Origin of the sequence: Anaerotruncus sp. G3(2012), assembly GCF_000403395.2 — a bacterium.
In the GTDB taxonomy this organism is placed as follows: domain Bacteria; phylum Bacillota; class Clostridia; order Oscillospirales; family Ruminococcaceae; genus Anaerotruncus.
Genome location: NZ_KE159677.1, coordinates 177,272 through 202,553, shown reverse-complemented (window position 1 = coordinate 202,553; position 25,282 = coordinate 177,272). Strand labels below are relative to the sequence as shown.

General features: G+C 56.9%; 22 protein-coding genes. 17 read left to right on the top strand and 5 right to left on the bottom strand.

All coding sequences use genetic code 11. From position 1 onward, the window contains the following. Window positions 1–147 precede the first annotated feature (147 nt). From C814_RS19035 to C814_RS18995, 10 genes are all read left to right on the top strand, one after another. Window positions 148–1,053, top strand: coding sequence for an NAD(P)-binding domain-containing protein (locus C814_RS19035; RefSeq protein ID WP_016317072.1), 906 nt, complete (start codon window positions 148–150; stop codon window positions 1,051–1,053). Next, entirely contained in the window at window positions 1,054–2,496 is a 1,443-nt protein-coding gene (locus C814_RS19030) for a four-carbon acid sugar kinase family protein (protein WP_016317071.1), read from the top strand. Between the two features lie 176 nt (window positions 2,497–2,672). Further along, window positions 2,673–4,637, top strand: coding sequence for an alpha/beta hydrolase family protein (locus C814_RS19025; protein WP_155846433.1), 1,965 nt, complete (start codon window positions 2,673–2,675; stop codon window positions 4,635–4,637). Window positions 4,638–5,421: 784 nt separating this feature from the next. Then, window positions 5,422–6,096, top strand: a complete 675-nt coding sequence (locus C814_RS19020) for a cyclase family protein (RefSeq protein WP_016317069.1) — start codon at window positions 5,422–5,424, stop codon at window positions 6,094–6,096. Window positions 6,097–6,574: 478 nt separating this feature from the next. Next, entirely contained in the window at window positions 6,575–6,817 is a 243-nt protein-coding gene (locus C814_RS23185; RefSeq protein ID WP_016317068.1) for a carbon storage regulator, read from the top strand. 418 nt (window positions 6,818–7,235) lie between these two features. Then, on the top strand, window positions 7,236–8,951 hold the full coding sequence (locus C814_RS19015; RefSeq protein WP_016317067.1) for a flagellin N-terminal helical domain-containing protein: 1,716 nt from the start codon (window positions 7,236–7,238) through the stop codon (window positions 8,949–8,951). Window positions 8,952–9,041: 90 nt separating this feature from the next. Beyond that, window positions 9,042–11,246 carry a glycosyltransferase family 2 protein gene (locus C814_RS19010; protein ID WP_016317066.1) on the top strand — a complete coding sequence of 735 codons (2,205 nt, stop codon included), beginning with the start codon at window positions 9,042–9,044 and terminating at the stop codon, window positions 11,244–11,246. 12 nt (window positions 11,247–11,258) lie between these two features. Beyond that, on the top strand, window positions 11,259–12,491 hold the full coding sequence (locus tag C814_RS22550; RefSeq protein ID WP_016317065.1) for an FkbM family methyltransferase: 1,233 nt from the start codon (window positions 11,259–11,261) through the stop codon (window positions 12,489–12,491). A 195-nt stretch (window positions 12,492–12,686) separates the two neighbouring features. Beyond that, a complete protein-coding gene (rbr, locus tag C814_RS19005; protein ID WP_016317064.1) occupies window positions 12,687–13,229 on the top strand; it encodes a rubrerythrin in 543 nt (180 codons plus the stop codon). A 394-nt stretch (window positions 13,230–13,623) separates the two neighbouring features. Next, window positions 13,624–14,067, top strand: coding sequence for a hypothetical protein (locus C814_RS18995; protein ID WP_016317062.1), 444 nt, complete (start codon window positions 13,624–13,626; stop codon window positions 14,065–14,067). On the opposite strand, the gene C814_RS18990 is transcribed toward C814_RS18995, so the two are convergent. From C814_RS18990 to C814_RS18985, 3 genes are read right to left on the bottom strand one after another with little or no spacing between them, the layout of a single operon-like run. Further along, on the bottom strand, window positions 14,006–14,539 hold the full coding sequence (locus C814_RS18990; RefSeq protein ID WP_016317061.1) for a DUF5662 family protein: 534 nt from the start codon (window positions 14,537–14,539) through the stop codon (window positions 14,006–14,008). The genes C814_RS18995 and C814_RS18990 overlap by 62 nt on opposite strands. A gap of 8 nt (window positions 14,540–14,547) precedes the next feature. Then, window positions 14,548–15,972: an immunity protein Imm33 domain-containing protein gene (locus tag C814_RS0105525; RefSeq protein ID WP_016317060.1), complete on the bottom strand. Its 1,425-nt coding sequence runs from the start codon at window positions 15,970–15,972 to the stop codon at window positions 14,548–14,550. Between the two features lie 39 nt (window positions 15,973–16,011). Beyond that, entirely contained in the window at window positions 16,012–16,395 is a 384-nt protein-coding gene (locus C814_RS18985) for a VOC family protein (RefSeq protein ID WP_016317059.1), read from the bottom strand. Between the two features lie 261 nt (window positions 16,396–16,656). Between C814_RS18985 and C814_RS23900 the strand changes: the two genes are divergently transcribed. The 6 genes from C814_RS23900 to C814_RS22545 all read left to right on the top strand — a co-directional run bounded on the left by C814_RS23900 (window position 16,657) and on the right by C814_RS22545 (window position 22,406). Next, window positions 16,657–16,917 carry a hypothetical protein gene (locus C814_RS23900; RefSeq protein WP_155846431.1) on the top strand — a complete coding sequence of 87 codons (261 nt, stop codon included), beginning with the start codon at window positions 16,657–16,659 and terminating at the stop codon, window positions 16,915–16,917. Between the two features lie 128 nt (window positions 16,918–17,045). Then, window positions 17,046–17,504: a precorrin-2 dehydrogenase/sirohydrochlorin ferrochelatase family protein gene (locus tag C814_RS18980; RefSeq protein ID WP_016317058.1), complete on the top strand. Its 459-nt coding sequence runs from the start codon at window positions 17,046–17,048 to the stop codon at window positions 17,502–17,504. A gap of 45 nt (window positions 17,505–17,549) precedes the next feature. Continuing rightward, window positions 17,550–18,431, top strand: coding sequence for a hydroxymethylbilane synthase (hemC, locus tag C814_RS18975; protein WP_016317057.1), 882 nt, complete (start codon window positions 17,550–17,552; stop codon window positions 18,429–18,431). Further along, window positions 18,431–19,948, top strand: a complete 1,518-nt coding sequence (gene cobA, locus C814_RS18970; RefSeq protein ID WP_016317056.1) for a uroporphyrinogen-III C-methyltransferase — start codon at window positions 18,431–18,433, stop codon at window positions 19,946–19,948. Before hemC ends, cobA begins: the two co-directional genes overlap by 1 nt. Further along, a complete protein-coding gene (hemB, locus tag C814_RS18965) occupies window positions 19,941–20,927 on the top strand; it encodes a porphobilinogen synthase (protein WP_016317055.1) in 987 nt (328 codons plus the stop codon). Before cobA ends, hemB begins: the two co-directional genes overlap by 8 nt. A gap of 135 nt (window positions 20,928–21,062) precedes the next feature. Continuing rightward, window positions 21,063–22,406 carry an FkbM family methyltransferase gene (locus C814_RS22545; protein ID WP_016317054.1) on the top strand — a complete coding sequence of 448 codons (1,344 nt, stop codon included), beginning with the start codon at window positions 21,063–21,065 and terminating at the stop codon, window positions 22,404–22,406. Between the two features lie 122 nt (window positions 22,407–22,528). On the opposite strand, the gene C814_RS18960 is transcribed toward C814_RS22545, so the two are convergent. Continuing rightward, window positions 22,529–23,431 carry a hypothetical protein gene (locus tag C814_RS18960; RefSeq protein ID WP_016317053.1) on the bottom strand — a complete coding sequence of 301 codons (903 nt, stop codon included), beginning with the start codon at window positions 23,429–23,431 and terminating at the stop codon, window positions 22,529–22,531. 235 nt (window positions 23,432–23,666) lie between these two features. Between C814_RS18960 and C814_RS23180 the strand changes: the two genes are divergently transcribed. Next, window positions 23,667–23,834 (top strand): DUF1540 domain-containing protein, encoded by a 168-nt coding sequence (locus C814_RS23180; protein WP_016317052.1) that lies wholly within the window; start codon window positions 23,667–23,669, stop codon window positions 23,832–23,834. Window positions 23,835–23,920: 86 nt separating this feature from the next. Here the strand turns inward: C814_RS23180 and C814_RS22540 are convergent, their stop codons facing one another. Continuing rightward, window positions 23,921–25,000: a membrane lipoprotein lipid attachment site-containing protein gene (locus C814_RS22540; protein WP_016317051.1), complete on the bottom strand. Its 1,080-nt coding sequence runs from the start codon at window positions 24,998–25,000 to the stop codon at window positions 23,921–23,923. Window positions 25,001–25,282: the final 282 nt, after the last annotated feature.

Here is a 25,282-nt window from a genome sequence, read left to right as displayed (position 1 = left end):
TTGCCGGTTTTACAGAGAAGAAACCGGCATTGTGCAAAAATACTGATTTTTTACCGGAAAGTTTTCTTGCAACAGCACCAAAACCGGTTGACCGGTATACCGGAATACTGTATAATAAAGACAACAAACAGACCAGAGGAGGATTCTATGGAACAGATTGGATTTATCGGATTGGGAATCATGGGGCTTCCCATGGCCAAGCGGCTTTTGGAAGCAGGCTGTAAACTTCTGGTAAACGATGTCAGCCAGGAGCGAGTGGAGATCCTGACCAGGCTCGGCGCCCGTTCCGCTGCGTGTTCGCAGATCGGGCAGGAGTGCGGTCTGGTATTCACCATTCTGCCCAATGGAAGCATTGTCCAGCGGGTCCTGTTTGCCCCGGATGGGGTGGCCGGATCTCTTGCGCCCGGCAGCCTGGTGGTGGATATGAGCAGTGTCACCCCCGGCGACTCCAAGATATGTGCTGAAAAACTGGGGGCGCTCGGGTGCCGGTTCCTGGACAGCCCGGTCAGCGGTGGGGAACCCGGCGCGGTCAATGGTACGCTGGCATTTATGGTGGGCGGGGATTCCGCGGATTTTGAACGCGCAAAACCCTGTTTTGAGGTGATGGGCGCTTCCGCCACGCTGGTCGGCCCTGTCGGGAGCGGGTCGGTGACCAAGCTCGCGAACCAGATCATTGTAAACATGGGGATCGCTGCGGTATCCGAGGCGATGGTGCTTGCAACCAGGGCCGGGGCCGATCCGGGGCGGGTATTTCAGGCAATCCGGGGTGGCCTGGCAGGAAGTGCGGTCCTGGAAGCCAAGGCGCCCATGATGCTCCGGCGGGATTTTAAGCCGGGCGGCAAAATCTCCATCAATCATAAGGATGTCAAAAATGTGATTGCGACCGCCCATGAACTGGACGTGCCGCTTCCGCTGACTGCGCAGCTCTTCGAGATCATGCAGGCGCTCAAGGTGGGCGGACACATGGACGAGGATCACAGCGGGATTGTGCAGTATTTTGAGCGGCTCGCGGGTGTGGTCGTCGAATCCAGCTATAGAGAGGGGGCATCCTAAATGGAACAGGTTCAGCCGGTGGAAATCTCGATACTTGCGCAGCTGCCCGCCACAGACAGGAGCGGGGTTGGAGCGCTGCTGTCGGAGGAGCTTGCACAGAGTGCGCAAAAGGTGGTCGTACTGGATGATGATCCTACCGGCGTCCAGACGGTGCATGGAGTGCCGGTCTATACCGACTGGACGCCTCAAACGGTGCGGCAGGCGTTTGAAGAGCCGGGCAGGATGTTTTTCATCCTCACCAATTCACGGAGCATGACCGTCCCGCAGACGACTGCCGCACATCGGGAGATTGCGGAAGCGGTCAACCTTGCGGCGCGCGCAGCCGGAAAAGACTATATCCTCATCAGCCGCAGCGATTCCACCCTGAGGGGGCACTATCCGCTGGAAACCGCAGTGTTGCGCGAGACGCTCGAGTCCTGCGGCGCGGCGCCGTTTGACGGGGAAATCCTCTATCCATTTTTTCTGGAAGGCGGACGGTTTACCCTCAACAATATACATTATGTGAAAGAGGGGGACCAGCTGATCCCAGCGGGACAGACCGAGTTTGCCAAAGACCGCTCGTTCGGGTATACCGCCTCAGCGCTGCCCGACTGGTGCGCGGAGAAGTCCGGCGGCGCGGTGCGGGCGGAAGAGGTTGTCTGCATCTCGCTCGAGGACCTGCGTGCAATGGACTACGACAAGATTACCCAGCAGCTCCTGTCGGTCAAAAACTTTGGAAAGGTGATCGTCAACAGCGCGGATTATCAGGATGTCGAGGTGTTTGCAGTCGCGTTTCTGCGGGCGCTGCGCACCGGGAAACGGTTCCTGTTCCGCAGTGCCGCCGCTGTCACCAGGGTGCTGGGCGGCGTCCCGGAACGGCCCCTGCTCACCCGCGCCGAGCTGGTTCCGCAGGAGAACCGCAACGGCGGTGTGGTCCTGATCGGTTCGCACGTCAACAAAACCACCCAGCAGATGGAAGAACTGCGCAGCTGCCGGTATCCCATCGCGTTCATCCAATTTGACCAGCATCTCGTGCTGCAGCCCGGCGGATTGGAAGGGGAGGTCAAACGGGTGGTGGCGCTGGCACAGGACAAAATCCGCGCCGGACAGAGTGTGGCAGTCTATACCCGGCGGGACCGGTTTGACCTGCCCACCGGGGACCCCGACAAGCAGCTAGAAGTTTCGGTGCGGATTTCGGACGCTGTGACCAGTATCATCGGTTTGCTGGAGGTGCGCCCCAACTTCATCATCGCCAAAGGCGGGATTACCTCGAGCGACGTGGGAACCAAGGCGCTCCGGGTGCATCGCGCCGAGGTGATGGGACAGATCAAACCCGGGATTCCGGTCTGGATGACCGGTCCCGAAAGCAAATTCCCAGGGATGCCATATGTGATCTTTCCAGGAAATGTCGGGGAACGGGAAACGCTGCGGGAAGTGGTGGAACTCCTGATGGGAGACGCCTGACCCAAGCGCCGTCTGTAAAACCAGCCCGTGTACTGCGGAGGGCGGCGTATGCGGAATAAAATTAGGAAACGGCATTTACGACAGACGAGAAAAAGACAGACAGAAAAGAGGTCCTGAGAAGAGAAAAAACGAAAGATGGAATCCGCGTGATTGCGCGGGGAGAAAGGGGAATCGCTGTGAAACAGAAAACCATGCTCCGATTGTTGGCAGTCGCTCTCGTGCTGATGTTGGTCAGCTGCATCGGCGCGAGCCTGATTCAGACGGATATGGGCAGGATACAGATTATGGATGTTAAAATTCCCATGCCGCAGGGGGAAACGCTGCGGGTTCTGATCCATAAGCCCGAAACCGCCAGCAGGGAAAATCCAGCGCCCTGTGTTATCACCAGCCATGGCTACCACGCCACCCTTGAGACGCAGGACATCACCTCGATCGAGCTTGCGCGGCGCGGGTTTGTGGTATTCAATATGGACACCTACAGTGCAGGCGATTCCTCCGGTACGGTGGAAGAGTACGCTTATAACCGCAGCTACTACGGGTTGGGTATGCTCCAACTGGTGGAGTATGTCTACCAGAATATTGACTATATCGACAGGGACCGGATCGGCATTACCGGACATTCGACCGGCGGACGAAACGTGTCATTTACGCTGGACGCCTACGGGCGCAATGAGCATGGGAAGGTCTACGCCGACCAGCCTGCGGACGGCGGCGACTATTCCACCAAGGTTCGCTCGGCTCTGATTCTCGCGTTTTTCCCCGACCGTTACCTGTTGAGCAACCTGCCCAGCGGCGTAAACGTGGGGATCAACTTCGCCCGATATGACGAGGGCGCTCCTGTGCAGGTGAGCAAGGTGGATGGTTACCAGTGGCCGGATATGACTGTATCCCCGGAGGCGAAATTCTTCATCAACCAGGCCGTCCCCGGCACCTTCACAATGGATACCAGCATCTCGACCAGTCCCGAAACCGGAAAAGATGTGGTGGAACTGTCCGGCTTTGACAATCATGAGAAGGTCGAGATCGGGCGCTACTATGGCGACATTGCGGATGGTTCGATGCGAGTGGTCTACAACCCGCCCACCAGCCATCAGTGGCAGTTCTTCTCCGCGCAGAATGCGACCATCACCAATCAGTATTTTATGGATACACTGGGCGCGCCGAACCCCATCGCGGCAGGCAGCCAGCTCTGGTTCCTCAAAGAATGCTTCAACGCGCTCGGTCTGATCGGATTTTTCCTCTTCCTGCTGCCGTTCGCCTGTCTGCTGATGAAAACGGCGTTCTTCTCGGGAATCCGGGAGGAAGTCCCTGCGGCCAAGCCGCAGCCGGCCGATTCCAGAGGCCGTCTGATCTCGATCATCAGCCTGGTGCTGCTGGCGGTCATTCCGGGCGCAACGGTAATGCCGACCTTCTCCGGTCTCGCTTACGGGAAAATTTTTACCGATGGCGTGGCGAATAACAGCACCCCCTTCTTCCCGCAGCCCGGCCCTAACGCGATTATCGTCTGGGCACTGGTCAACGCGGCTGCCGCTATCGCGATCTTTGCAGCGGGATATTTCCTCTATGGCAGGGAGCATGGAGATAACCCGGATCGGTGGGGCGTCCGGACCACATGGACCAATGTAGGCAAATCCGCCCTGCTGGCGTTCCTGGTCACCTCGGTGGCGTACAGTTTTGTCCTGCTTGCCGACCGGTTTTTCATCGTGGACTTCCGGTTCTGGAGTTTCGCGATCCGCGCCGCTGACGGCAACATCCTTGCGCTGGTCCCGCACTATCTGCCGTTTATGCTTGTGTTCTGGCTGGTCACTTCGTTTATGGTGAATGCCAGCGCCCGCACCGAGACGAAAAAAGAGTGGCAAAATACTGCGCTTTGCGTGGCGGTCAATGTGGCCGGGCTGCTCGGATTGATCGCGATTCAGTTTGCAGTGCTCTTCTCCACCGGTGTGGCGATGTGGAATGCCAACCGGTCGTGGGTCAACATCTGTCTGATTATCCCGTTCGTCCCGATGATGATTGCCGGGACAGTGATCGTGCGCAAGTCGTTTAAGCATACTGGTACCATCTATTTCGGTGCATTTTTAATGGCGCTCGTGTCCACCCTTATCATGGTGGCAAACGCCAACACCATCATGCGGCTCTGAGCATTCCGACGGGGGCTCCGCCCCTCGACCCCGCCACCTTTGAAAAGGTGGACGAAACTTTTCGTTATGAGAGAGAAGAGAACTTCTCCCAGCTTGCCGGGGTGGGGCCTGCGGGGAGGGGTCGCTGACCCCTAACCCGCAAGACAGCCCGCAGGGGCGTCGCGGCGTATGCCGCGCTTCGGGCTGAAAGCCCGAGAAGCCCCGAGGAAGGCGCTTTGCGCCTGTCAGTTTGGTCTGGAACCAAACTGACGCTGTCTCACTGCCCCTCGACCCCGCCACCTTTGAAAAGGTGGACGAAACTTTTCGTTATGAGAGAGAAGAGAACTTCTCCCAGCTTGTCGGGGTGGGGCCTGCGGGGAGGGGTCGCTGACCCCTCGCCCGCAAGGCGCATCCTGCCCGAGCGTCGCGTGAAACGCGCTCCGGGCTGAAAGCCCGAGAAGCGACGGGCGTTGTTTTGGTCTGGAATCCAAAACAACATGCGCCCGGTGACCCCTAACCCGCAAGACAGCCCGCAGGGGCGTCGCGGCGTATGCCGCGCTTCGGGCTGAAAGCCCGAGAAGCCCCGAGGAATGCGCTTTGCGACTGGAAGTCTGGTCTGGAACCAGACTTCCGCTGGAAAAGTGGATGAAACTTTTGATGCGATAGAAAACAGGTTTTCAGAATTTCTCCGACGGACTGGGGGACACAAACGCCCCCCAGAGCCGCTTTTCCGCGTCGGCTGGCCTGTGATGCTATACAGCGGCAGTGAAAAAATTGGGCAAAACTTTAATCAGGAGGGATTGGAATGTACAGGCGTCTATCTTACACGCTGAATGTCCGGGACCATGCGTTTCCCGGCGCGCCCACCATGCGGATCGAACCGTTTGAGTCGATGCAGAAGGGCGACCGGCTCAATACCTACAATGTGACCCTGTTCAACCATTTCGGCACCCACATGGATGGACCGAACCATTTTAACGGGCAGGGCAGACAGCTCTATGAGCTGGAGCTTTCGACCTTCATTTTTGAAAAGCCTCTTCTGGTGGATATCCCCAAGGGCAGGGGGGAGTTGGTGGAGCCGGAGGAACTGATGCGGTTTGACGAGGCGATCCGCGCCGCAGACCTGCTGCTGGTCCGCAGCGGATCCTCGGCTATGCGTGCTTCGGATAACCGGGCCTACTCGGAAGAGGGGCCTGCCATCTCCGCGCGGGCGGCAGAACTGATTGTCGAGCGGTATCAGAATCTGAAAGCGGTGGGCATGGACTGGATTTCCCTGTCTTCTCCGCTGCATCTTGAGGATGGGATCCGGGCACATCAGATCATGCTTGGAAAAACCGGGGCAGAACCGGTGCTGATTATTGAGGATATCGACCTTTCCGGGCTTGATCCGGATACACTTGAAACCGTGTTTGCACTGCCTCTGTTTATAGAGGGAATTGACAGCGCACCGGTCACAATCCTCGCAAAAATCAGGGATTGAGTCGGAAACTGGCAAAAATCCCCCAAAATCAGCGGATTAGGACAGGAAATCCTGTGCCGCTGGCTTGCTGAAAAAGGGGTGGTATACCGGCTGAGATACCTCCTCTTTTTGGACCGCTTTTCAGGGTGAAACGGACGGTGATATACGCTGAAAGCCGCTTTTTATGCGGGTTTATGGATTTTAAAAAGTTTCTGAATTTTTTTTGCAAAACTGCTTTGGTTTCTGTTGGGACGTACGAATATAAAGAGTAGAGACCTGTGACAAAAAGTATAGTTTTTGTCACAGGTCTCTCTTTTTGTTTTTTCTGGAAATTTTCCGTATATAAGACGAAGATTTTACCTTTCGTATAAATATTTTCCCTGATATAGGAATAATATCTCATATTTTAGGAGAAATCCGCGCCTTCCGAGGTGTGACATTGGCTATACCTTTTGTCACACCCCCGGAAGGCTTTTTTGCGTTACAAGGAGGTAATCGTATGCTGGTTCTTGGGACAAATGTTGGAGAATATGTGGTGATCGACGACCGGGTAGTCGTGCGGGTGATCCGCCTGAATGGCGACATCAAGCTCGCGATCGACGCGCCGAGGGAAATCCCGATCGTGCGCGGGGAAGTGTATGAACGTACCCACCCGCGTCCGGCGGTGATCGAAAACGACCGCCGGCGTTACAGCCAGCCGCGCAAAAACTATGCAGCAGGCCCGAAATCAGCGTCACGCTGAAACCAAAAGTTTCGTCCACCTTTTCAAAGGTGGCGGGGTCGAGGGGCAGTGAGGCAACGGAAGTTTGGGTTCCAGACCAAACTTCCGGGGCGCAAGCGCCCTTCTTCGGGGGACTTCTCGGGCTTTCAGCCCGAAGCGCGGCATACGCCGCGACGCCCCCTCAGTTTGCCTTACGGGCGAGGGGTCGGCGACCCCTCCCCGTAGGCCCCACCCCGGCAGGCTGGGCGGCTCTCTTCTTTTCACAAATTAAAGTTTTACTCAATTTTTTTCAAAAAATTGCGGGGTCGAGGGGCGGAGCCCCCGACGCGCAGATGATTTTGTTTTCCGGTCTGTCCGCCGCCGCGGAGCGGGCAGGCTTGAAAAATATAAAAACGGGTGGAAGGGACATCACCCGCAGAATTTTTAAGGAGGTTTCACCATGGGAATGGTAGTAAGAAGCAACATTATGGCAGTCAACTCTCAGCGTCAGCTGGGCATGAACAACTCGCAGGTTTCCAAGGCGCTGGAAAAGCTGTCCTCCGGTTACCGCATCAACCGCGCGGGCGACGACGCTTCCGGTCTGGCGATCTCGGAGAAGATGAAATCCCAGATCAAAGGTCTGGACACCGCTTCGCTCAACGCACAGGATGGTATCTCGCTGGTACAGACCGCTGAAGGCGCGCTGACCGAGGTCCACAACATGCTCAACCGTATGACCGAGCTGGCAACCCGTTCGGCGAACGGCATCAACGAGGACCTGAACCGCGAGTCCCTCCAGCTCGAGGTTGACAAACTCCAGGAAGAAATCGACCGTATCTCGCAGTCGACCAACTTCAACGGCATCAAGCTGCTGGATGGTTCGCTGGGCGGCGGCAACGTGAGCGCAAACGGCACCACCTTCACCGGCGCGAACGACATTTCCAAGTTCTCGGCTGCTTCGACGTCAGTAACAGTGGGCGATACCACATCTGCTGTCGCTGCGAAGGATACGTTCATCATTGATGGGCAGAAGCTGGAGATCGACTGGAGCAAAGCTGGAAGCGATGCGGCGAAACTCTTTGCGACCCTTAGCGGAACGGGTCTGGACACTGTAACAGATACCGATCAGATGAAGGATTATGCGGATAAACTCACTGAGCTGTTCAACAATGAGATGCAGGCGCAGGGCCTGAAGGGCGGCGTGAAGATCAGCTCGAGCGCAGGTGGCAAGCTGACATTTGAGAGCCTGAACAAGGGTTCGTCTTCTGAGTTCTCCTATGCTGGCAGCACCGCAGCCGCCCCGGCAACAGCGATGGGCGCCCTCCTGTTCGGTTCGGCAGCCGGTGAGGCGGTTGTCAGCAAAGCCGGAAACGAATACAACGGCGATACCATCGCGGCAAATTCCACCTTCCAGATGAACATCAACGGGACCAAGGTCGTTGTGACTGTTGCAACCCAGATCACCAAGACTTCGTCTCAGACTGCGACTACGATGTCTGCGGCCGCAGGGGTACTGGACGCTGCGATTAAGATTGCGGTTGATGAGTACAACAAGCAGAACGGCCTAAGCGCCACCGGTGGTGTTTTTGATAAGGCTTCCGGTCTGACCTCTCTGGACAAAAACGACTTCACTGTCGAGGCGGCGGACGACGGCGGCTTCCTCATCAAGTACAACGGGGATGTCGAGGATGTTAAGTTCAGCTTCAGCGACATCGGCGATAAAGACATCGCGTCGGCACTCGGCCTGGCCAACGGCTCGAGCATGGCGGGCGGCAATCGCGGCCTGATTCTCCAGATCGGTGACACTGCGGATACCTTCAACCAGATTGCTGTTTCGGTTGCGAACATGAGCTCGCTGGGTATCGGTGTTGCAGATGTGGATATCTCCAAGCGTGAGGGCGCAGCTTCCGCGATCGACACCATCCGCAGCGCGATCGACAAGGTTTCCGAGCAGCGCGCGGTCCTCGGTGCTACCCAGAACCGTCTGGAATACACCATCAACAACCTGGACACCGCGTCCGAGAACCTCCAGTCCGCGAACAGCCGTATCCGTGATACCGATATGGCCAAGATGATGATGGAGTACACCAAAGTCAACGTGCTGACCCAGTCTGCACAGGCAATGCTCGCGCAGGCTAACCAGCAGCCGCAGAGCGTGCTCCAGCTCCTCCAGTAATGGATTGAATTCTTGCGCGGAGCTTGAACGGCTACAAAGGGCAGGCAGCATTCTGCTGTCTGCCCTTTCTATTTCGATTGGGGGTTGACCATGAAAGCCCAGGTAAAAAAACCGGCTCAAAAACCATTGATTTCTATCGGGATGATCGTGAAGAACGAGGAAAAAACTCTGGAGGACTGCCTGAAAGCAATGTCCCCCATCCGCGAAGCAGTTCCCAGCGAGCTGATCGTTGTAGATACTGGTTCCACCGACCGTACAGTGGAAATCGCGGAACGATATGCCGACAAGGTCCTGCATTTTGAATGGTGCAATGATTTTGCCGCTGCACGCAACGTCTCGCTGGAAGCCGCTTCGGGGAAGTGGTATCTGTATTTGGATGGGGATGAGGTGCTGGAGGAAAACTGCACCCCTCTGATTGAATTTTTGAAGACGCCCAACAACCCATATAAAAGCGCCAGCCTGCTCTGCCGCAATTATGGGGATGAGGCGCGGACAGTTTATTCGGATTTCCGGATGATCCGCCTGCACCGGAGGACGCCCCAAACTAGGTTTGAAGGTGCGATTCACGAGCGGATTGCTGCTTATAATGTCCCGACAAAGGATCTTCCCATTATCGTACACCATACCGGGTATATCGAAGGGATACATGAAAGCAAGCGGCGGCGCAATCGGAAGCTACTGCTGCTCGATCTGGAAAAGGATCCAGATGATCTACGGACACTGCGACATCTGCTGGACACCTACGGGATGGAAACGCTTCCTGATATTGTGGAACAGAACCGGATTGCAAGAAAGATCATCCGGATTTCGGAGGAAAGCGATGGCATAAACACAGAATGGCTGTATGCCTACTATGCTCTGGTGCTTTCCGCCGTGAACCGCCGCGAATACGCAGCCGCACAGCAGCTTTTGCAGGAGTATTATGACAAAAAAGGGGAAGAAGAGTTCGCAGCAGACATCAATATGAGCTTCTTCAAGGGAATGGTTTCCTTTGATAACCACGATTATTCAGCTGCAAAAAAGGCATATCTGGACTATCAGCGGCTATGCGCGCTCTATTGGGATGGGAAACTGAATACGCCAGATGTATACAGTATGACTCTCCCGCAGCTTCATCCCTATCCCCACGCCCTTTCCTGCTATGCAACTGCCATATGCTGGCAGAACGAAGGAAACTATCCGGAGATGAAAGGTTCACTTGAACGCGCCGGGGCACTGACCGAAAAGACACTGGAACGTGCGGACGCGAGCCTGATGACCGAGTTCCTTTATGCCTACGAGGCCGAGGACTTTTCCCGATTGGCAGGGCTGCTCGGAGAAGCCTCTTTTCTACAGAATGGTGAAGGCTGGAAAGTATTTGCGGAATGGTTTGAAAAGCGGTTTGAGCAGTTTGAAGAGCGCAAGAAAGACGCCTGCCTGACGATTGCCCAGACCGATCTGCAAAACCCGTTTGCACAGCTCTGCCGGCTGCGCACCGCCCAGACCCGCGAACAGGCGCAGGAACTGCTGGAGCAGCTTCTGGATGATCCGGACGCGGTGAAAACGCCGCTGTTCGCCGATCTTCTGTATGCGACCGTCTTCTACCAGTTCGATTTGCAGCACACCCTTTCCGCGCTCGACAGCAGCCTGGTGGAACGGTACTGGGAAACGCTGGCCAAGCAGCGTCCCGACTGGCCGGAACTGCTCGACACCTACCTGATGGAACACCCCTTGCAGGAAAGCGACCCGCCGGTCTGCTGGTTCTGGCAGACCCGTCTTATGCTGTCGCTGCTGTTAAGCCCGGAGCCGGATACCAAAGTCCTGTTCCAGCAGCCGTGGCTGGATGAGGAACGCTTTGCCAGCCTCGCGCAGCGCTATCTGGATGCAATGACCCACTACTGCCGGATGGTTTACCAGCCTGCCATGCTCCTGCCCGAAAACCGGGTGGCGCTGCCAGCGGAATACCGGTTTGTCATAGGCTGGCAGGAGGCAGAAGCCCTGCAAAAGGAGCAGGGGGACAGTGCCTGTCTGCAACGGCTCGGGGAGATGCTCCAGGAATTCCCCTTGATGAACCGGCTGATTGGGTTGTTCACCGCGCGCACCCGCCAGCGTTTGGAGGCGCAGAAACAACAGCGAGAGGAATTTGAAGCGTTGGCGGAGAATGTCAAGCAGCAGTTTTACCGGCTTGCCAGTGACGGGCAGATTGCACATGCAGCCCAGATACTGGAATCCTACCGCGCACTTTGCCCTGATGACCCTGAACTGCTGCTGATGCAGAGCCAGCTGGACGGGCCACGGTATACACTGGAAAGCTGAGGGAGGAAAAACATGGAGCAAACCATCGCACTTTTGGAGAGTATTGCACAGGCGGACGGTTGTCTGCGTGCCCATCTGGAGCGGGGGGATCTCGCGTCGGCAGGCACCCTTGCAGGGGAATTGCCGCCAGCTATCCAGACAGTCGCCGAGCGGCTCGCCAGGCGGGCGTCCCTGCCCAGCCTGCCTGAATCCATCCCGGCGGATGCATCCGGCCTGGGCGGCTGGTTGGACCAGCTGGGACACTGGCTGTGGCACGCCTTGTGGTACGCCGAAAATCTGCGGATCGAGCAGCCCGCCTCGTTAAAGCCGCGCTGTGCGCTTGACCGGCAGTTTCTCAGCTGGATCGAAGAAATCCGCGTGCTGCCGCAGGAGAAGCTGTTTTCCCGGATTCAGAAACATTTTCTCGCCCAAAGTCCGGAGGATCAACAGGCTTTAGAAGTCTATTTCAAAACGTTTACTTTCTGGGGATCGCTCGACCGGGAAGCCGGGGATTTCACCATCTGGCAGAACAAGGCGGAATCGTTCTACGCGCATTGGAGGGATTATCTCTGGCTCTACCAGCGGCTGGAGGACTACCGGTCCCGCCAGCTTCTGTTCGGCATCGTGAATAACTGGTACCGGCAGGACTATCTCACGCTGTCCCTCGCAGTCGAAAACGCCTGGCCGGACTATTTCGATCCAGACCTGATGCCCTGTGACGAAAATGAGGTGCTGGTTGATCTCGGGGCTTATAACGGGGATACTGTTTTGGAATATATGAAGGTCTACGGCCGTTATAAAAAAATCTACTGTTATGAGATCACCCCGGCAACCTTCCGGCTGCTGCGGCAGGTCACACAGAAATTCCCCCAGATCGAATGCCGTATGAAAGGCGCTGGAAAAGAGCGCGGACAGATGTTTATTTCCGCGAATCCGGCCAGTACCTCCGCCAACGTGTTGACTGGTCAGGGGAATATCCCGGTTGAGGTGGTCTCGATCGACGAGGATATTGCCGAACCCATCACCTTTATCAAGATGGATATCGAAGGCGCCGAGCAGAGCGCTCTGCTCGGATGCTCCCGCCATATCCAGCGGGAGCATCCCAAACTGGCGATTTCGGTCTATCACAACAACGAGGACATCTGGAAAATTCCCCGGATGATCGACGAGATCTGCCCGGGGTACCGGTTTTGGCTGCGCTATCACGGCGGCAACCGCTACCCCACCGAGATATCCCTGTTGGCGGTTTACGGTCAGACGATCTGATCCCGGCCCCGAAACGAAACAGCCCATGCGCGGTTCAAACGATGCATGGGCTGTTTCGTATTTTGATGCCCGCTCTTTTCGACCGCCACTGTATAGAAGAATCAATACTTGTATCGGAAAAATAACAAAGACTGGTATAAGACAGCCTCCCCGCGTGCAGACTAATTCCAGAACTGCAAAAGGGAGGCTGTTTTTATGAAAATTCTCAAAGGGTCTAAAACCGAAGCCAATCTGATGGCTGCGTTTGCGGGGGAATCGCAGGCGCGCAACAAGTACACCTATTTCGCAGCGAAAGCGCGGGAGGACGGTTACGAGCAGATTGGCAATATCTTCGATGAGACCGCAAACAATGAAAAGGAACATGCGGAAATCTGGTTCCGGATTCTCCACAACAGCGAGATGCCCGCCACCCCCGAAAACCTCAAGGATGCAGCGGCCGGGGAGAAGTACGAGTGGCAGGAGATGTATGCCAATTTTGCGAAGGAGGCCCGGGAAGAAGGATTCGATAATATCGCGATCCTGTTTGAGCTGGTTGCGAAAATCGAAAAGGAGCATATGGAACGGTATGATACCCTGCTTTCCAACGTCGAAGGGCAGACCGTGTTCAAAAAGTCCCAGCAGGCGACCTGGATCTGTCTCAATTGCGGGCATATTCATGAGGGCACCGAGCCGCCGAAGGTCTGCCCGGTCTGCAAAAAGCCGCAGGCATGGTTCCAGGTCAGGGCGAACAATTATTAAAAGTTTGATTCTGGCAGACAAAAGGATAACAGGGGGCTTTTTGCGGATGAAAAAGCCCCCTGTTGCCGCCTTTGGGGGGCAGACGGCAATCCACCCGAAAAAAGCGCTTCCCAGGAGGGGTGTCCGGTGCCCAGACAGGCATTCCACCAGCCGGCATCCGGTTGGCGCATCAAGAGAGCCGCTGCGCTCCGAAACGCGCAACACATCCTACGGTACGGCGGCAGAGGGGCATGGAAAGGGGATTTTTGATTGCGATAATCCAATACGCACAAGGCCCGGAAAAGAATTTTCCAAGCCTTGCGAAACCGACAAATTCCGCTTTGCCTTTCCGCTAGAATAAGAGCTACAGAAGGGGCTTGTCCCCACAGGTGAAAGTACGGGAGGAGAAACAAAAATGAAGAGATTGTTTGCACTGTGGCTTGCACTTTTGTTGATGGCGGCGCTTGGAGCGTGCAGCAGAAAGGCCCCGCCGACCGCTTCGTCCGAGGAAGCGGCGCGGCAGGGCGAAGCCAGTTCCTATAAACCACCGGTTCCCGCAGAAGGGGACCCGCTCCAAAACCGGGAGATGTTCCTTGAGGATGCGGAAATCTACCGGAAGATTTCCGAAACCTACCGCAGGGAAACCGGAAGGACGCTGAGTGCAATCGCCGCGACCTCCGATGGGTTTGAAGAGATGCCCGACCTGTTCCCCGAGACCAAAGAACTGCTTGTCGCACTTCCGGTTCGGACGTCTGTGGGCCTGGCGCCTGAGCTTCAGGCCGACCCCAAAACACTGCTCAACGGTGCAGCAGCTCTCTGCGCACCCAGAGGAAGGTCTCGGTCTCCCCGCGCTCCTTGAGCATCCGCAGCATCTGTTCGAGCAGAGCAGCAGAGTTCTGATGCAGGATGGTGTGGCTCCGGCCGCGCATGAAATAATCGTATGGGTCAGCATCCTGATAGGCGGCCCCGTGGTAAATTTTGCAGGCGGCGATCCGGTCACAGAACATCTCTGCTACATACTGTACCGGCATCTCAACCCCGCCCATATGATGGTCCCCGCCTGGCGTATAGTCGATCCAATATTCAAGGTGGTGCTTATTCCGCCCCTTGTGGTGCAGCCATGCGCTGCTGTACCCCTTTTCCCGGCGTTCAGCGTCGTTGGGGCTGCGGTCGCCCTGATAATATTTCGCCCCCACCAGGAATTCCGCCGGGGAATACTTGGAGAGGTCATGGGTCAGCCCCTGCCAATAAAGCCCGATCCGGAAGCAGTGCCGCATGACCAGCAGTTTGTGGCGGGTGATCGTTTTCAGATGCGCATACCATTTATTCATTGCGGATGTCAGCCCTCCATCGGTTCCTCATAGTAAAAACGACCGTCCTCACCCCGGAAATAAGCAGTGCCCTGCGGGGAGGTGAGCAGAGGCGCTATCCCGGGGTTGGAGGCGCAGATGGTATCGAGGTGACAGACCTCGGTGTTTGCCGGGTCGGACATATAAGATTCGTCCTCGTTTCCTTCGAGGAAACGCCAGCCGCTGTCCGGCGCGCCCTCAACCGGCGCTTCCCGGTAGAAGTAACCCACCGGCAGTTTTTCCCGGGTGATCTTACGGGTCGCCAGACAGCCGGCCGGCCCATCCCAGCGGGGGACCGCGGGCTCGATTTGGGGATCGGGCAGATCGTCCTCCGGTTCCAGCTTCCAGTTGCGGCAGACGCTCGGACGGTCGATGTCCACTACATAAGCGTCCTGCCCGAACAGGCGGAGCAGGGACTTGGCTCCCCGGTGGAGTTTGCAGTCCAGCTCATTCTGGTAGATGGGCACGACCTGGTAAAAGTTGATCGCGTCACCGTCCGGGAGATGGCAGACCGCCGCTTCGGCATCGAAGAGGGCAGGCTCGGTGAGAATCACAGAAGAAAGGTTGGTGTTGTAAGAGAAAGGAGCGCCTTTGGGGACTGTATGACCCCAGCCCAGCCAGGTATCCTCGCTGCCGGGCAGGCGCGCAAGGATTTTGAGCCAGCGCAGAGGCCAATACCATTTTTCCGCCTGCCCGCGGATATTCCAGCGGGCAGGCAGGCAGATGAGAAGTTCGGCGCGGTCGAGCCTGCTGTCGCGCAGCTCCTCGGGGACGTTCATCCGGTGCGCACCCATCCCCAGTGTAACCAGCGTGTAGTAATCCCGTTCGGGGGTAGGCTCGATCAGGCAGATGTCCACATGGATGTCGGGGGAGAGCTTTTCGTGAAAGACCAGAGGATACACCCCAAAATACTGCCGGATATGCGCTTCAACCGCGTCGAACGCCTCCTGCGTATACTGTTCGGGACAATAACTTTCCTCCTGGTCGGGCGGGAACTCCTGTTCAAACAGTTCGGGGTCGAGCGCCTGCACCCGCTCCTTTGCCAGCTCGAACCGGCCCCGATTGCCCAGCGTGCGGCTCACCAGCGCGACAAAAAACCAGCTATGGGCGTCCTCCGGATTGAGTGCGACCGCGCGGTCGAATGCGGCTGCGGCCCGCTCGTTCTGGTGCAGATAGAAGTAGGAATAGCCAACCCGGTAGTGCCAGCGGAAATCCTCCCTGCCCTGCTCCGCAATCGAGAGCAGCAGCTCGAGCGCGGCCTCCAGTTCCCCCAGATTGTTATAGGCGCGCGCGAGCTGTCCGGTTTCCTCGTAGCCGCGTTCCTCTGGCGGGAGCGCCAGAACCGCGTCCACGATCTTCTGATGTTCGTCCTGCTCGTGCCACGCCTCAAACTGTGCGCGCAGTTGTTCATTCATCGCTTTTTCCTGCCTTTCCGGTGGGCTGTTTGTCATGCCCTAAACGGTAATTTCAATCTGGTTGCCTTCCACCCCGACGATGCAGCTTTCATAATATCCATCCCCGGTTGTGCGCGGTCCGCTGATGACCTCATAACCGTCCTGCATCAGCCGCGCGGTCAGGCTGTCGACCGCCTCTCTGCTGCCGGCGCAAAATGCCAGATGGATAAACCCGGTCCGCGCCAGTGCTTTTTCAGGGTCTTCCAGGGCCGGCCTGCTCATGAGTTCCAGCCTTGCCCCGTCCCCAAAAGACAGAAAATAGGAGCGGAAATCTGTCTTTTGATTGTGGTATCCGCTGTTTGAGACCGCCCCGAAATAGGTTTCAAAAAAGTTTCTGGCGCCTTCCAGATCGTTTACATACATTGCGACATGTTCGATCTTCATTGCCTGCCCTCCAGCCGGTGGTATGCTGCCTGCTCCAAGTGATTCGATTATAACATTGAAAGGGGGGACAAATCAACTCTTCCAAACGTTTCCCTGTTTTTGGCCGCAACCGCTTCCCGACGATCGGCGCAGGCCGCTGCGGCTTTTTGAGCGAAGCCCAAAGGGCTGCAAGAGGGGAGCGGGAGCCAAAAGACAGGAGACAGATCCCTTTGCAAAAACAAAAAAAGAAGTGCTTCGCTATCCGGACGAAGCACTTCTTTTTTGAACTTTGGACAGAACCTGACAGATCGAAAGGGAACGACCGACTGGTTAATGAACAAAGCGATTGCCAATTCTGAAAACGGCGAACCCGTTAGTTTGATTCTAGCAGAAATAATGGGTTCCAGCCTGCGAAATGTTCCCAAAAGCATAAAATATGTTCCGAATGACAGCAGCCGGCCGGCTGAAAAAAATCTGGGGATTCGGTCGAAACCAAACCGTTCCAATCTTGAATTGCCGGGGGATTTTTGGTATAATGTTTAGCAGATCAGCCCAGAATAGGTGGAAAGGCAACGATGATACCAGAGCGTAATCGCTCTCGAAAGCCGCAAAGCGTCCGCTTTGTGGCTGTTTTTTCGGGCAGTCCTGCAAAAAGAGGCGGAGGGGATTCGGTGGATCAGCCAGCATATTTCCCGCTGTTTGTCAACCTTTCGGGGAAACGGGTGGCGGTATTCGGCGGTGGAACGGTCGGGCTGCGGCGTGCGCAGGTCCTCAGCGGGTTCGGCGCACAGGTGACGGTGATTTCCCCCGCGTTTGCCGGGCAGCCGGATGGCGTGCAGCTGCTCTGCCGCGCCTATAGTCCGGGGGATTGCGCGGGATATGCGCTTGTGATCGCCGCTACCGACAGCCGGACGGTCAACCGGGCGGTTGTCGAGGAATGCCGCGCACTGGGGATACCGGTCAATGCGGCGGATGCGCCCGGGGAATGCGACTTCTATTTCCCTGCGATTGCGCGGCGCGGCAGCCTGGTTGCCGGTGTGACCGCCAGTAATACAGGGCACCGTCTCGCCGCACAGGCTGCAAGGCAGATCCGGGAGCTGCTCGACCGGATCGAACAGGCGGAGCTGTAATGGGTTCCTGCGCACAGGGCCTGTTTGAGAAAGAGGAGGAAGTGGATGGAGAAGCATAAGGTTCGGGTGGGAAGCCGGGACAGCAGGCTGGCAATTGCCCAGAGTATGCTGGTGATCGGGCAGATCCGGCGTGCCCACCCGGAACTCGAAGTCGAGCTTGTCACGATGAAAACGACCGGCGACCGTATCCTCGACCGCCCGCTCGATAAAATCGGGGGAAAGGGGCTTTTTGTCCGGGAGCTGGACCAGGCGCTGCTCGAAGGGCGGATCGACCTTGCGGTGCACAGCCTTAAGGACCTGCCGATGGAGACCGATCCGCGTCTGCCGCTGGCGGCGTTTTCGCCGCGCGCGGACGCGCGGGATGTGCTGATCCTGCCGCAGGGCAGACAGACCCCCGACCTTTCCCTGCCATTCGGAACCTCCAGCCCCCGCCGACGGGTGCAGATTGGACGGCTGTTTGCCGGGGCGCAGGTCGAAAGTGTGCGAGGAAATGTCCAGACCCGGATCGAGAAGCTCGACCGGGGAGGGTTTTCCGCGCTGGTGCTCGCCCATGCGGGGATCGAGCGCCTGGGGATGCAGGACCGGATCAGCCGGGTATTCGGACCGGAGGAGATGATCCCTGCGGCCGGACAGGGGATTCTGGTGACACAGGCGCGCGCAGGCGACGACCTCTGGTATCTGGAGGAGGCCGACTGCCGGGAATCCCGGATAGCGGCTGCGGCGGAACGGTCGTTTGTGCGGGCGCTCGGCGGGGGATGCACCGAACCGATCGCGGCGTATGCGCAGGTACGGGGCGGGGAGCTCTGTCTGACAGGGCTTTTCGCAGTGGAAGAAGCGGGCATCCTGCGGACAGGCGGCCTTACCGGGGATGCAGGGGCGCCCGAACAGTTGGGTGAACGGTTGGCCGCGCAGTTAGGAGGGGTATAATGCAAACAGGAAAGGTATATCTGGTCGGAGCGGGACCGGCTGATGTGGGGCTGTTGACCCTGCGTGGAAAGGAATTGATCGAACGGGCGGATGTGGTGGTTTATGATGCGCTGGTTGGGCAGGCGGTTTTGGGCCTGATCCCTGAATCCACCCGCCGGATTGATGTCGGCAAACGCGCGGGAGAGCATCCGGTCCCGCAGCAGCGGATCAATATGATCCTGTTGGAGGAGGCGCTCTCCGGCAGTCAGGTGGTGCGGCTCAAGGGCGGGGACCCGTTCCTGTTCGGCAGGGGCGGCGAAGAGCTGGAGCTGCTCGAGCAGAACGGCATCCCGTTTGAGGTGGTGCCGGGGGTCAGTTCAGCGGCTGCGGTGCCCGCTTATGCGGGAATCCCGCTCACCCATCGGGATTTCTGTTCGTCGGTGCATATTATCACCGGGCAGCGGAAATCCGCCCGCCCGCCCGAGGAATTCGAGGCGCTTGTCCGGGCAGGGGGGACGCTGGTTTTCCTGATGGGGGTCGGGGGACTGGAGCAGATCTGCACCGGGCTGACAGAGGCGGGAATGCCGCCTGAAACCCCTGCCGCGCTGATCGAACGCGGGACAACCGCCCGCCAGCGGCGGCTGCTTTCGACCGTTGCAGCGCTCCCGGAGGAGGCCAGGCAGGCCGGGGTGCGCCCTCCGGCGGTGCTGATGGTCGGGGAGGTCTGCCGGTTGTCCGAGCGGTTTTCCTGGGCGGAAAAACGTCCGCTTCACGGAAAGAAAATCCTTGTGACCCGTCCCCGGGAGATGGCCTCCCGTCTGACCGGGATGCTCCGGGAAGCAGGGGCGGAGGTCATTGAAATCCCTGCAATCCGTACGGTGGAGATACCGGAGAATCCTGCGCTCGACCTGTCGCTCGATCATGTGGGGCGGTACGGGTGGCTGGTGCTGACCAGCCCGAGCGGCGCACGCATCTTTTTTGAGCGGCTGCGCAGGCAGCAGCGGGATGTGCGGATGCTGGGCGAAATCCGGCTGGCGGCAATCGGCGCGGCGACCGCGCGGGAGATCGAAGCGCATGGCCTGTTTGCCGATCTGGTGCCCGAGCGGTTCAGTGCGGCAGCGCTTGGCACAGCGCTCGCCCAGGTCGCCGGGGGGACACGGGTGCTGATCGTCCGGGCAAGGGAAGGCTCCCCGGATTTGACCGCCGAGCTGGAACGGGCGGGAATTCCCTATGATGACCTGCCGCTTTATGATACGGTCTATGAGAGTGCACAGTCAATGGTCGGGGCGGCGATGCTCGATGCGGGGGAGGTCGACTATGTGGCGTTCACCAGCGCTTCGACAGTGCAGGGATTTGTGCGCGCGATCGGTGCCCGGGATTACAGCGGGATTCGTGCCGCCTGTATCGGCGAGGCGACCGCGCGTGCAGCACAGGCGTGCGGAATGCAGGTTGTTGTTGCAGAACAGGCGACGATGCAGTCGCTTGTCCAGCTGATGACCGAACAAACGGGCAATAAGGAGGAACCTGTTGATGGATAATTTGAGATTCAGGCCGCGCAGGCTGCGCCGGAATCCGGCGATCCGGGGGCTGGTGCGGGAGACGCGCGTTTCAAAATCTTCGCTGATCTACCCGCTCTTTGTCGAGGAAGGGACCGGGATTGCAGCGCCGATCCCCTCGCTGGACGGGCAGTTCCGCTACAGTCCGGATACCCTGCCCCGCGCGCTCGAGCAGGTCTGCGAGGCGGGAGTCCCGGCAGTGATGCTGTTTGGAATCCCGGCGCAGAAGGACCCTGAGGGAACCAGCGCATGGGCGGAAAATGGGGTGGTGCAGCAGGCGCTGCGGGAGGCCAGGGCCAGGTTCCCGGAGCTTTACCTCATCACCGATGTCTGCCTTTGTGAGTATACCTCCCACGGGCACTGCGGCCTGCTCCGCGGGCAGGAGGTGGACAACGACCGAACCCTTGAAGTGCTCGCCAGGACAGCGCTTTCCCATGTGCAGGCAGGGGCGGATATGGTGGCGCCCTCCGACATGATGGACGGACGGGTTCTGGCAATCCGCGAGACCCTCGACCGGAACGGGTTCTCCGAAACACCGATCCTCTCCTACGCGGTGAAATATGCATCGGCATTTTATGGTCCGTTCCGGGATGCGGCGGGCAGTGCGCCCGGCTTCGGTGACCGCAAGGGCTACCAGATGGATTATCACAATTCCCGTGAGGCGGTGCGGGAGGCCCTGCTCGATGTGGAACAGGGTGCGGACATCCTGATGGTCAAGCCCGCGCTCGCCTATCTTGATGTGCTTGCCGAGGTGGCGCGTGCCACCGGGATGCCTATGGCGGCTTACAGCGTATCCGGAGAATACGCCATGATCAAAGCGGCGGCAAAGTCCGGCCTGATCGACGAGGCTTCCGCGGTCTGTGAAAGCGCGGTTTCGATCTTCCGGGCGGGCGCGGATATCCTCATCAGCTATTATGCCAAGGAGCTGGCGGGCTGGATCGACGAAGGCCGGATCGGTTGACAGAGCGTCCAAGTTGTGCTAAAATAATCCAAAAATGAAACGGGACGTCCCGTTTGTTTCTTCTCCGGAGAAGAAACAAGCATAGCTGATAGCGGAACTCCCGAACTGACAGCTTAGAATAAGGAGCATTTAGAGATGGAATCAAAAGAAAATATAGCTAAGGAGCTGGAGCTTCTCAGCGGCAGCACACAACAGCTTGAACAGACATGGCAGATTTCGGGCATTCCGATCAAAACGACCATCCCTTTCATCGGATGGTTGGTCACACTCTGGAAGCGCTGTATCAGAAAGAGCGTCTATTGGCTGATCGCTCCTTACTGGGAACAGCAGACGGCTTTTAACCATACAACCATGGAGGCGATTTCAGAATTGTACCGGATTCAAAATGGACTGTGCGGAGAGCAGCCGGGAAATCTGCTCGACGGTTACCAGCGGCAGATCAACGATCAGCAGGGTCAGATCGAACAGTACCGCGCGGAGATAGAAAAATGGGCGGAAGTCCTTTTGCGCATTGATGCAACAGTTCGGGAGGGATTCTCAGAGTGCCGCGAAAAATTCCGGCAAAACTGCGAATCGGACAGAAGTGATAAACAAAATGCGATTCTGTATGCCTACCGGTACCTGTTGGGGAGGGAACCGGAGAACACCGACATAGTCCTTTACAATGAAAAGGACTATCAGGAGTTAAAACAGACGTTTGAAAGTGCGCCCGAGTACCTTTTGAAGCACAATGGGCTATTGCAGATGGATGCCCTGACGACCAAAGAGCTGATCAGGAAGTTTGACTTTCAGATCGATTATGAGGCGGTTTTAGAAAAGAATTATTCAAAGCTCATCCATCCCGGGGATACGGTGGTTGATATTGGCGCCCACGTTGGAAGGCATTTGGAGGTATTTGAGCGGCTGGTCACGGAAACCGGTTCTTTATATGGGTTTGAACCACTCAAAAAACAGTTCAGCTATCTTACCGCAACCTTCAAGGCAGAGAACATCAAGCTGTTCAATATGGCGTTGTCCAATTTTAATGGAGAGGCAGAATTCTGGGAGTGCGAAAACTATCCGGAGGAAAGCGGACTGCAACAAAGGGCTTACAATCATGAGGACGTAAAGCTAAAGAGCGTAAATGTACAGGTAAAACAGCTGGATGATTTTCTGAATGATTTTACCAGATTGGACTATGTCAAAATGGATGCTGAGGGGGCGGAAGTGGACATTCTGGAGGGGGCCGCGCAGGTGGTTTCCAAGTTTCGGCCGATTGTCAGCACAGAATATGGAGGACCCAGTTATAGTGCATATGGGCGGCAGAGAAGAAGCCTGTTCGACCTGTGTGAGAGGTATAACTACTGTGTTGCAGATATTTTCGGGAACCCCATATTCGATCTTTCCGAGTGGGAGGAATGCTGCGATTCTGTGTATTGGGACTATTTTCTTGTCCCAAGGGAAAAACTGGCGAAATTTCTGTTTTGCCTGCACAATTAGGATTCGGAAAGAGGGGGACTTGCCCCCTCTTTTTGCACTTGGCTCTTGAGCGGCGCGGACAGTAAAAAGCCTTCGCGGTAAATCACCGTGAAGGCTTTGGTTCTGATGTGCGAGGCGAAGGTTCAGGCTGCTTTGGAGAACCCGGAGATGCCCCATTCCCCATCCGTACGCGGGGTGAAGGTGTAGACATGTGCGGGCAGCCGGTCGATGTTCCGGCAGACATACTCCTTGACCGCCTGGATGTCGGCATTTTCTTGGCTGCCCCACGAGCCATCCGGGAACGACCACTGGTTAAAGCTGTCCCAATAGCTCAAAATCACTGCCCGGGCGGTCAGTCCGCCGTCCGGCTCCGATTCTATGCTGGTGATCACCGGGTAATCGGTAGCGAGGGTGGAACCTTCCGCATCCAGATAATAAAGATCAAGCGGCTGGCTGTACCGTATGGAGATACCATCCTGGGCGGGCAGCTCAAAGGAATCCCCAAACAGGACTTTGGCCATTTTGCGCACGTCCTCGCCGTAGGAAAGCAGGCTCACACTCCGTCCCGCTCTGGATTGCTCCTCAAAAAACCGTTTCACCGGCTGGGACTGCGGGTCAGCAGCTTCGAAAGCTTCCCCATAGATGTCGATATGCGGGCTTTGGGAAGCGGCGATCTCGACCAGCAGAGAGACCGGGGCTTCGGAGATGGAGGAAAAATCGCTGTTGAAAATCAGAGTATTGCGGTAGTCTCGGTAGGAATAGATGATAGCGGCTAGTTTGTAGGCGCGGTCGTCCTCCAGCAGGAACTGCGCGCCGATCTTACGAAAGTTGCGGATTTCAGCCAGCCGATCCTGCGTATTTTCAAGCGGGAGACGGTCCCCCAGAGGAATGGGCTGGGATTCTGAAGCGGAGCTGGAGACCGGACGGACAGCCTGCTGGATATGCTGGCTGTTGACAGCAGCGGCTTCTGTGGTCCGACAGCCGACCATCGTCACTGATGTGAACAGACAGACCAATACGGCAAGTGGCCTGATGGTGCGCCTCATAAAAACATCTCCGTTCGATTCAGGATTTTCTGGAGAAAGTATAGCATACTGCGATACAGGATTCTACAATAGTTTGCAACGATTTTTTAGCGAATTTGTAAACATGTGCAGCCATAATAAGAAAAAGTTTCCAATGATAAAACCTGCCGGATGGTGCAGACTAAAAAGGACGTAAAGAAAACGGTCTTTGCGTCCCCGTTTTGCAACACGCGAATGATGAAAGGAGCTATTTCAGATGGATAACTGCAAAGCAAACCACAGTGTAGAATGTACCGTATCCCAGTGCAAAAACCATTGCGCAACCTCCGACTACTGTTCCCTGAACTGCGTACGAATTGGAACCCATGAGAACAACCCGTCGATGGACCAGTGCACCGACTGCAAATCCTTCGTCCGTAAATAACCCATAGACAACCCCTCAAAAAAACGGTCCCGCAGAACGATTGCTGCGGGGCCGTTTTTGGCTGCTGCATGAGAACGGTCACGGGTTCAATCCGACTTTGCACGTATGGAGGAACCGCCCCACTCTACCACCGTAAACCCGTTCCGTTCAAACGGTTCGAACGTCTGGGGAGGCAGTTCCACAGGGGATGCGAGGGGCCGGTAAACCATGTGTACCCGCAGGATGGCATCCGGCGAGGGGGTGACGGTAAGCGGGGCAAGCCGCTCATACGGTTCCCCTGCAAAATGGATCAGATTGTAACGGTTATGCTGCATCCTGGGAACCCAGTAGGTGATAAAATCGTTATATTCCCTTGGAAGCAGGCCGGTTTGCGGCAGGACTTTACGCAGAAAGCCTTCGGTCTCTGGGCCTGGGACGCAGAACCCACTAGAAAAATCCCAGTCGAACTGTCCGCTGCCCTCCCAGAAGAGGTAGTAATGCTCGGACCCGTCTGCCTTGTTGACCAATCGCCCGTCCGGGTAAGCGGTCACCTGCCAGCCGTCGTTATAGGCTGGATAGGTATAGGTGAATTTCCCTTGATAGTCAAGGCGGACCGAAACGTCGGTTGGCTGCTCTGGATAGAGATAGATCACCGGTTTTCCTGCTTCCCAGTCATCCCCACACATCTCATCCCCAATCTGTTGGAGAACCCATTCTTTGTAGAAGGGTTGGGCCGTTTGGTAGAGGGCAGCATGGTCGTCCCCCTTCTCAAAAATCAGAAGCTGTTCCTCATTGATAGAAAGGTCATATCTCTGTCCATCCTGAAAGGTGATGCGCACCTGTACCGGATGCTCCAATTTTGTCTGGGGAGGCACTTGCCGCATACTGTCCGGATCGACCTGTAGGGCCTGCACACCCGCCAACACGTCGGAGAATCCTTCGTCCGAATAGGTCAGAAGGCGTTTGGAGGACTGGCGAATCCGCAGGAGGACCTTTTCTACCTCCGGTTCCGAAATCCCGGACAACATCGGAACAGGCTCTCCAGCAAAATCTTCCCGGCTCTCCGGGGTTCCCTCGCTTATGATGCTCTGCATATTGGAGCCGGACGGCTCTTCTGCCTGAATCCCATTGCCTTGGCAGCCCGCCAGCATCAAAACCGCCAAAGCACCTGTTAAAATTCGTTTCATCTTCCGAGTCCTCCTTTGGTGAAAAAAGACTGTTGGGATAGCTGCCCGTCCTTTGGGCGTCGTCGTTGGAAAAAGCGGCTGGGTAAGGCGTTCCTCTGCGGGTGTACAGCATCGGAAAATCTGTTCACCATCTCCATAATTTTTTAGAAGTCAAGTAGGATTTTGGATTGGGAGCAGGCTTTAAGCCGTGGTACCGCCCCATTCTACCACTGTAAACCCGTTCCGTTCAAACGGTTTGAACGTCTGGGGAGGCAGTTCCACAGGGGATGCGAGGGGCCGGTA

Bases quoted from the DNA above. Each gene is read 5' to 3' on its own strand.
- C814_RS19035 (WP_016317072.1), top strand. From the start codon at position 148: ATGGAACAGATTGGATTTATCGGATTGGGAATCATGGGGCTTCCCATG.
- C814_RS19030 (WP_016317071.1), top strand. From the start codon at position 1,054: ATGGAACAGGTTCAGCCGGTGGAAATCTCGATACTTGCGCAGCTGCCC.
- C814_RS19020 (WP_016317069.1), top strand. From the start codon at position 5,422: ATGTACAGGCGTCTATCTTACACGCTGAATGTCCGGGACCATGCGTTT.
- C814_RS23185 (WP_016317068.1), top strand. From the start codon at position 6,575: ATGCTGGTTCTTGGGACAAATGTTGGAGAATATGTGGTGATCGACGAC.
- C814_RS19015 (WP_016317067.1), top strand. From the start codon at position 7,236: ATGGGAATGGTAGTAAGAAGCAACATTATGGCAGTCAACTCTCAGCGT.
- C814_RS19010 (WP_016317066.1), top strand. From the start codon at position 9,042: ATGAAAGCCCAGGTAAAAAAACCGGCTCAAAAACCATTGATTTCTATC.
- C814_RS22550 (WP_016317065.1), top strand. From the start codon at position 11,259: ATGGAGCAAACCATCGCACTTTTGGAGAGTATTGCACAGGCGGACGGT.
- rbr (WP_016317064.1), top strand. From the start codon at position 12,687: ATGAAAATTCTCAAAGGGTCTAAAACCGAAGCCAATCTGATGGCTGCG.
- C814_RS18995 (WP_016317062.1), top strand. From the start codon at position 13,624: ATGAAGAGATTGTTTGCACTGTGGCTTGCACTTTTGTTGATGGCGGCG.
- C814_RS18990 (WP_016317061.1), bottom strand. From the start codon at position 14,539: ATGAATAAATGGTATGCGCATCTGAAAACGATCACCCGCCACAAACTG.
- C814_RS0105525 (WP_016317060.1), bottom strand. From the start codon at position 15,972: ATGAATGAACAACTGCGCGCACAGTTTGAGGCGTGGCACGAGCAGGAC.
- C814_RS18985 (WP_016317059.1), bottom strand. From the start codon at position 16,395: ATGAAGATCGAACATGTCGCAATGTATGTAAACGATCTGGAAGGCGCC.
- hemC (WP_016317057.1), top strand. From the start codon at position 17,550: ATGGAGAAGCATAAGGTTCGGGTGGGAAGCCGGGACAGCAGGCTGGCA.
- cobA (WP_016317056.1), top strand. From the start codon at position 18,431: ATGCAAACAGGAAAGGTATATCTGGTCGGAGCGGGACCGGCTGATGTG.
- hemB (WP_016317055.1), top strand. From the start codon at position 19,941: ATGGATAATTTGAGATTCAGGCCGCGCAGGCTGCGCCGGAATCCGGCG.
- C814_RS22545 (WP_016317054.1), top strand. From the start codon at position 21,063: ATGGAATCAAAAGAAAATATAGCTAAGGAGCTGGAGCTTCTCAGCGGC.
- C814_RS18960 (WP_016317053.1), bottom strand. From the start codon at position 23,431: ATGAGGCGCACCATCAGGCCACTTGCCGTATTGGTCTGTCTGTTCACA.
- C814_RS23180 (WP_016317052.1), top strand. From the start codon at position 23,667: ATGGATAACTGCAAAGCAAACCACAGTGTAGAATGTACCGTATCCCAG.
- C814_RS22540 (WP_016317051.1), bottom strand. From the start codon at position 25,000: ATGAAACGAATTTTAACAGGTGCTTTGGCGGTTTTGATGCTGGCGGGC.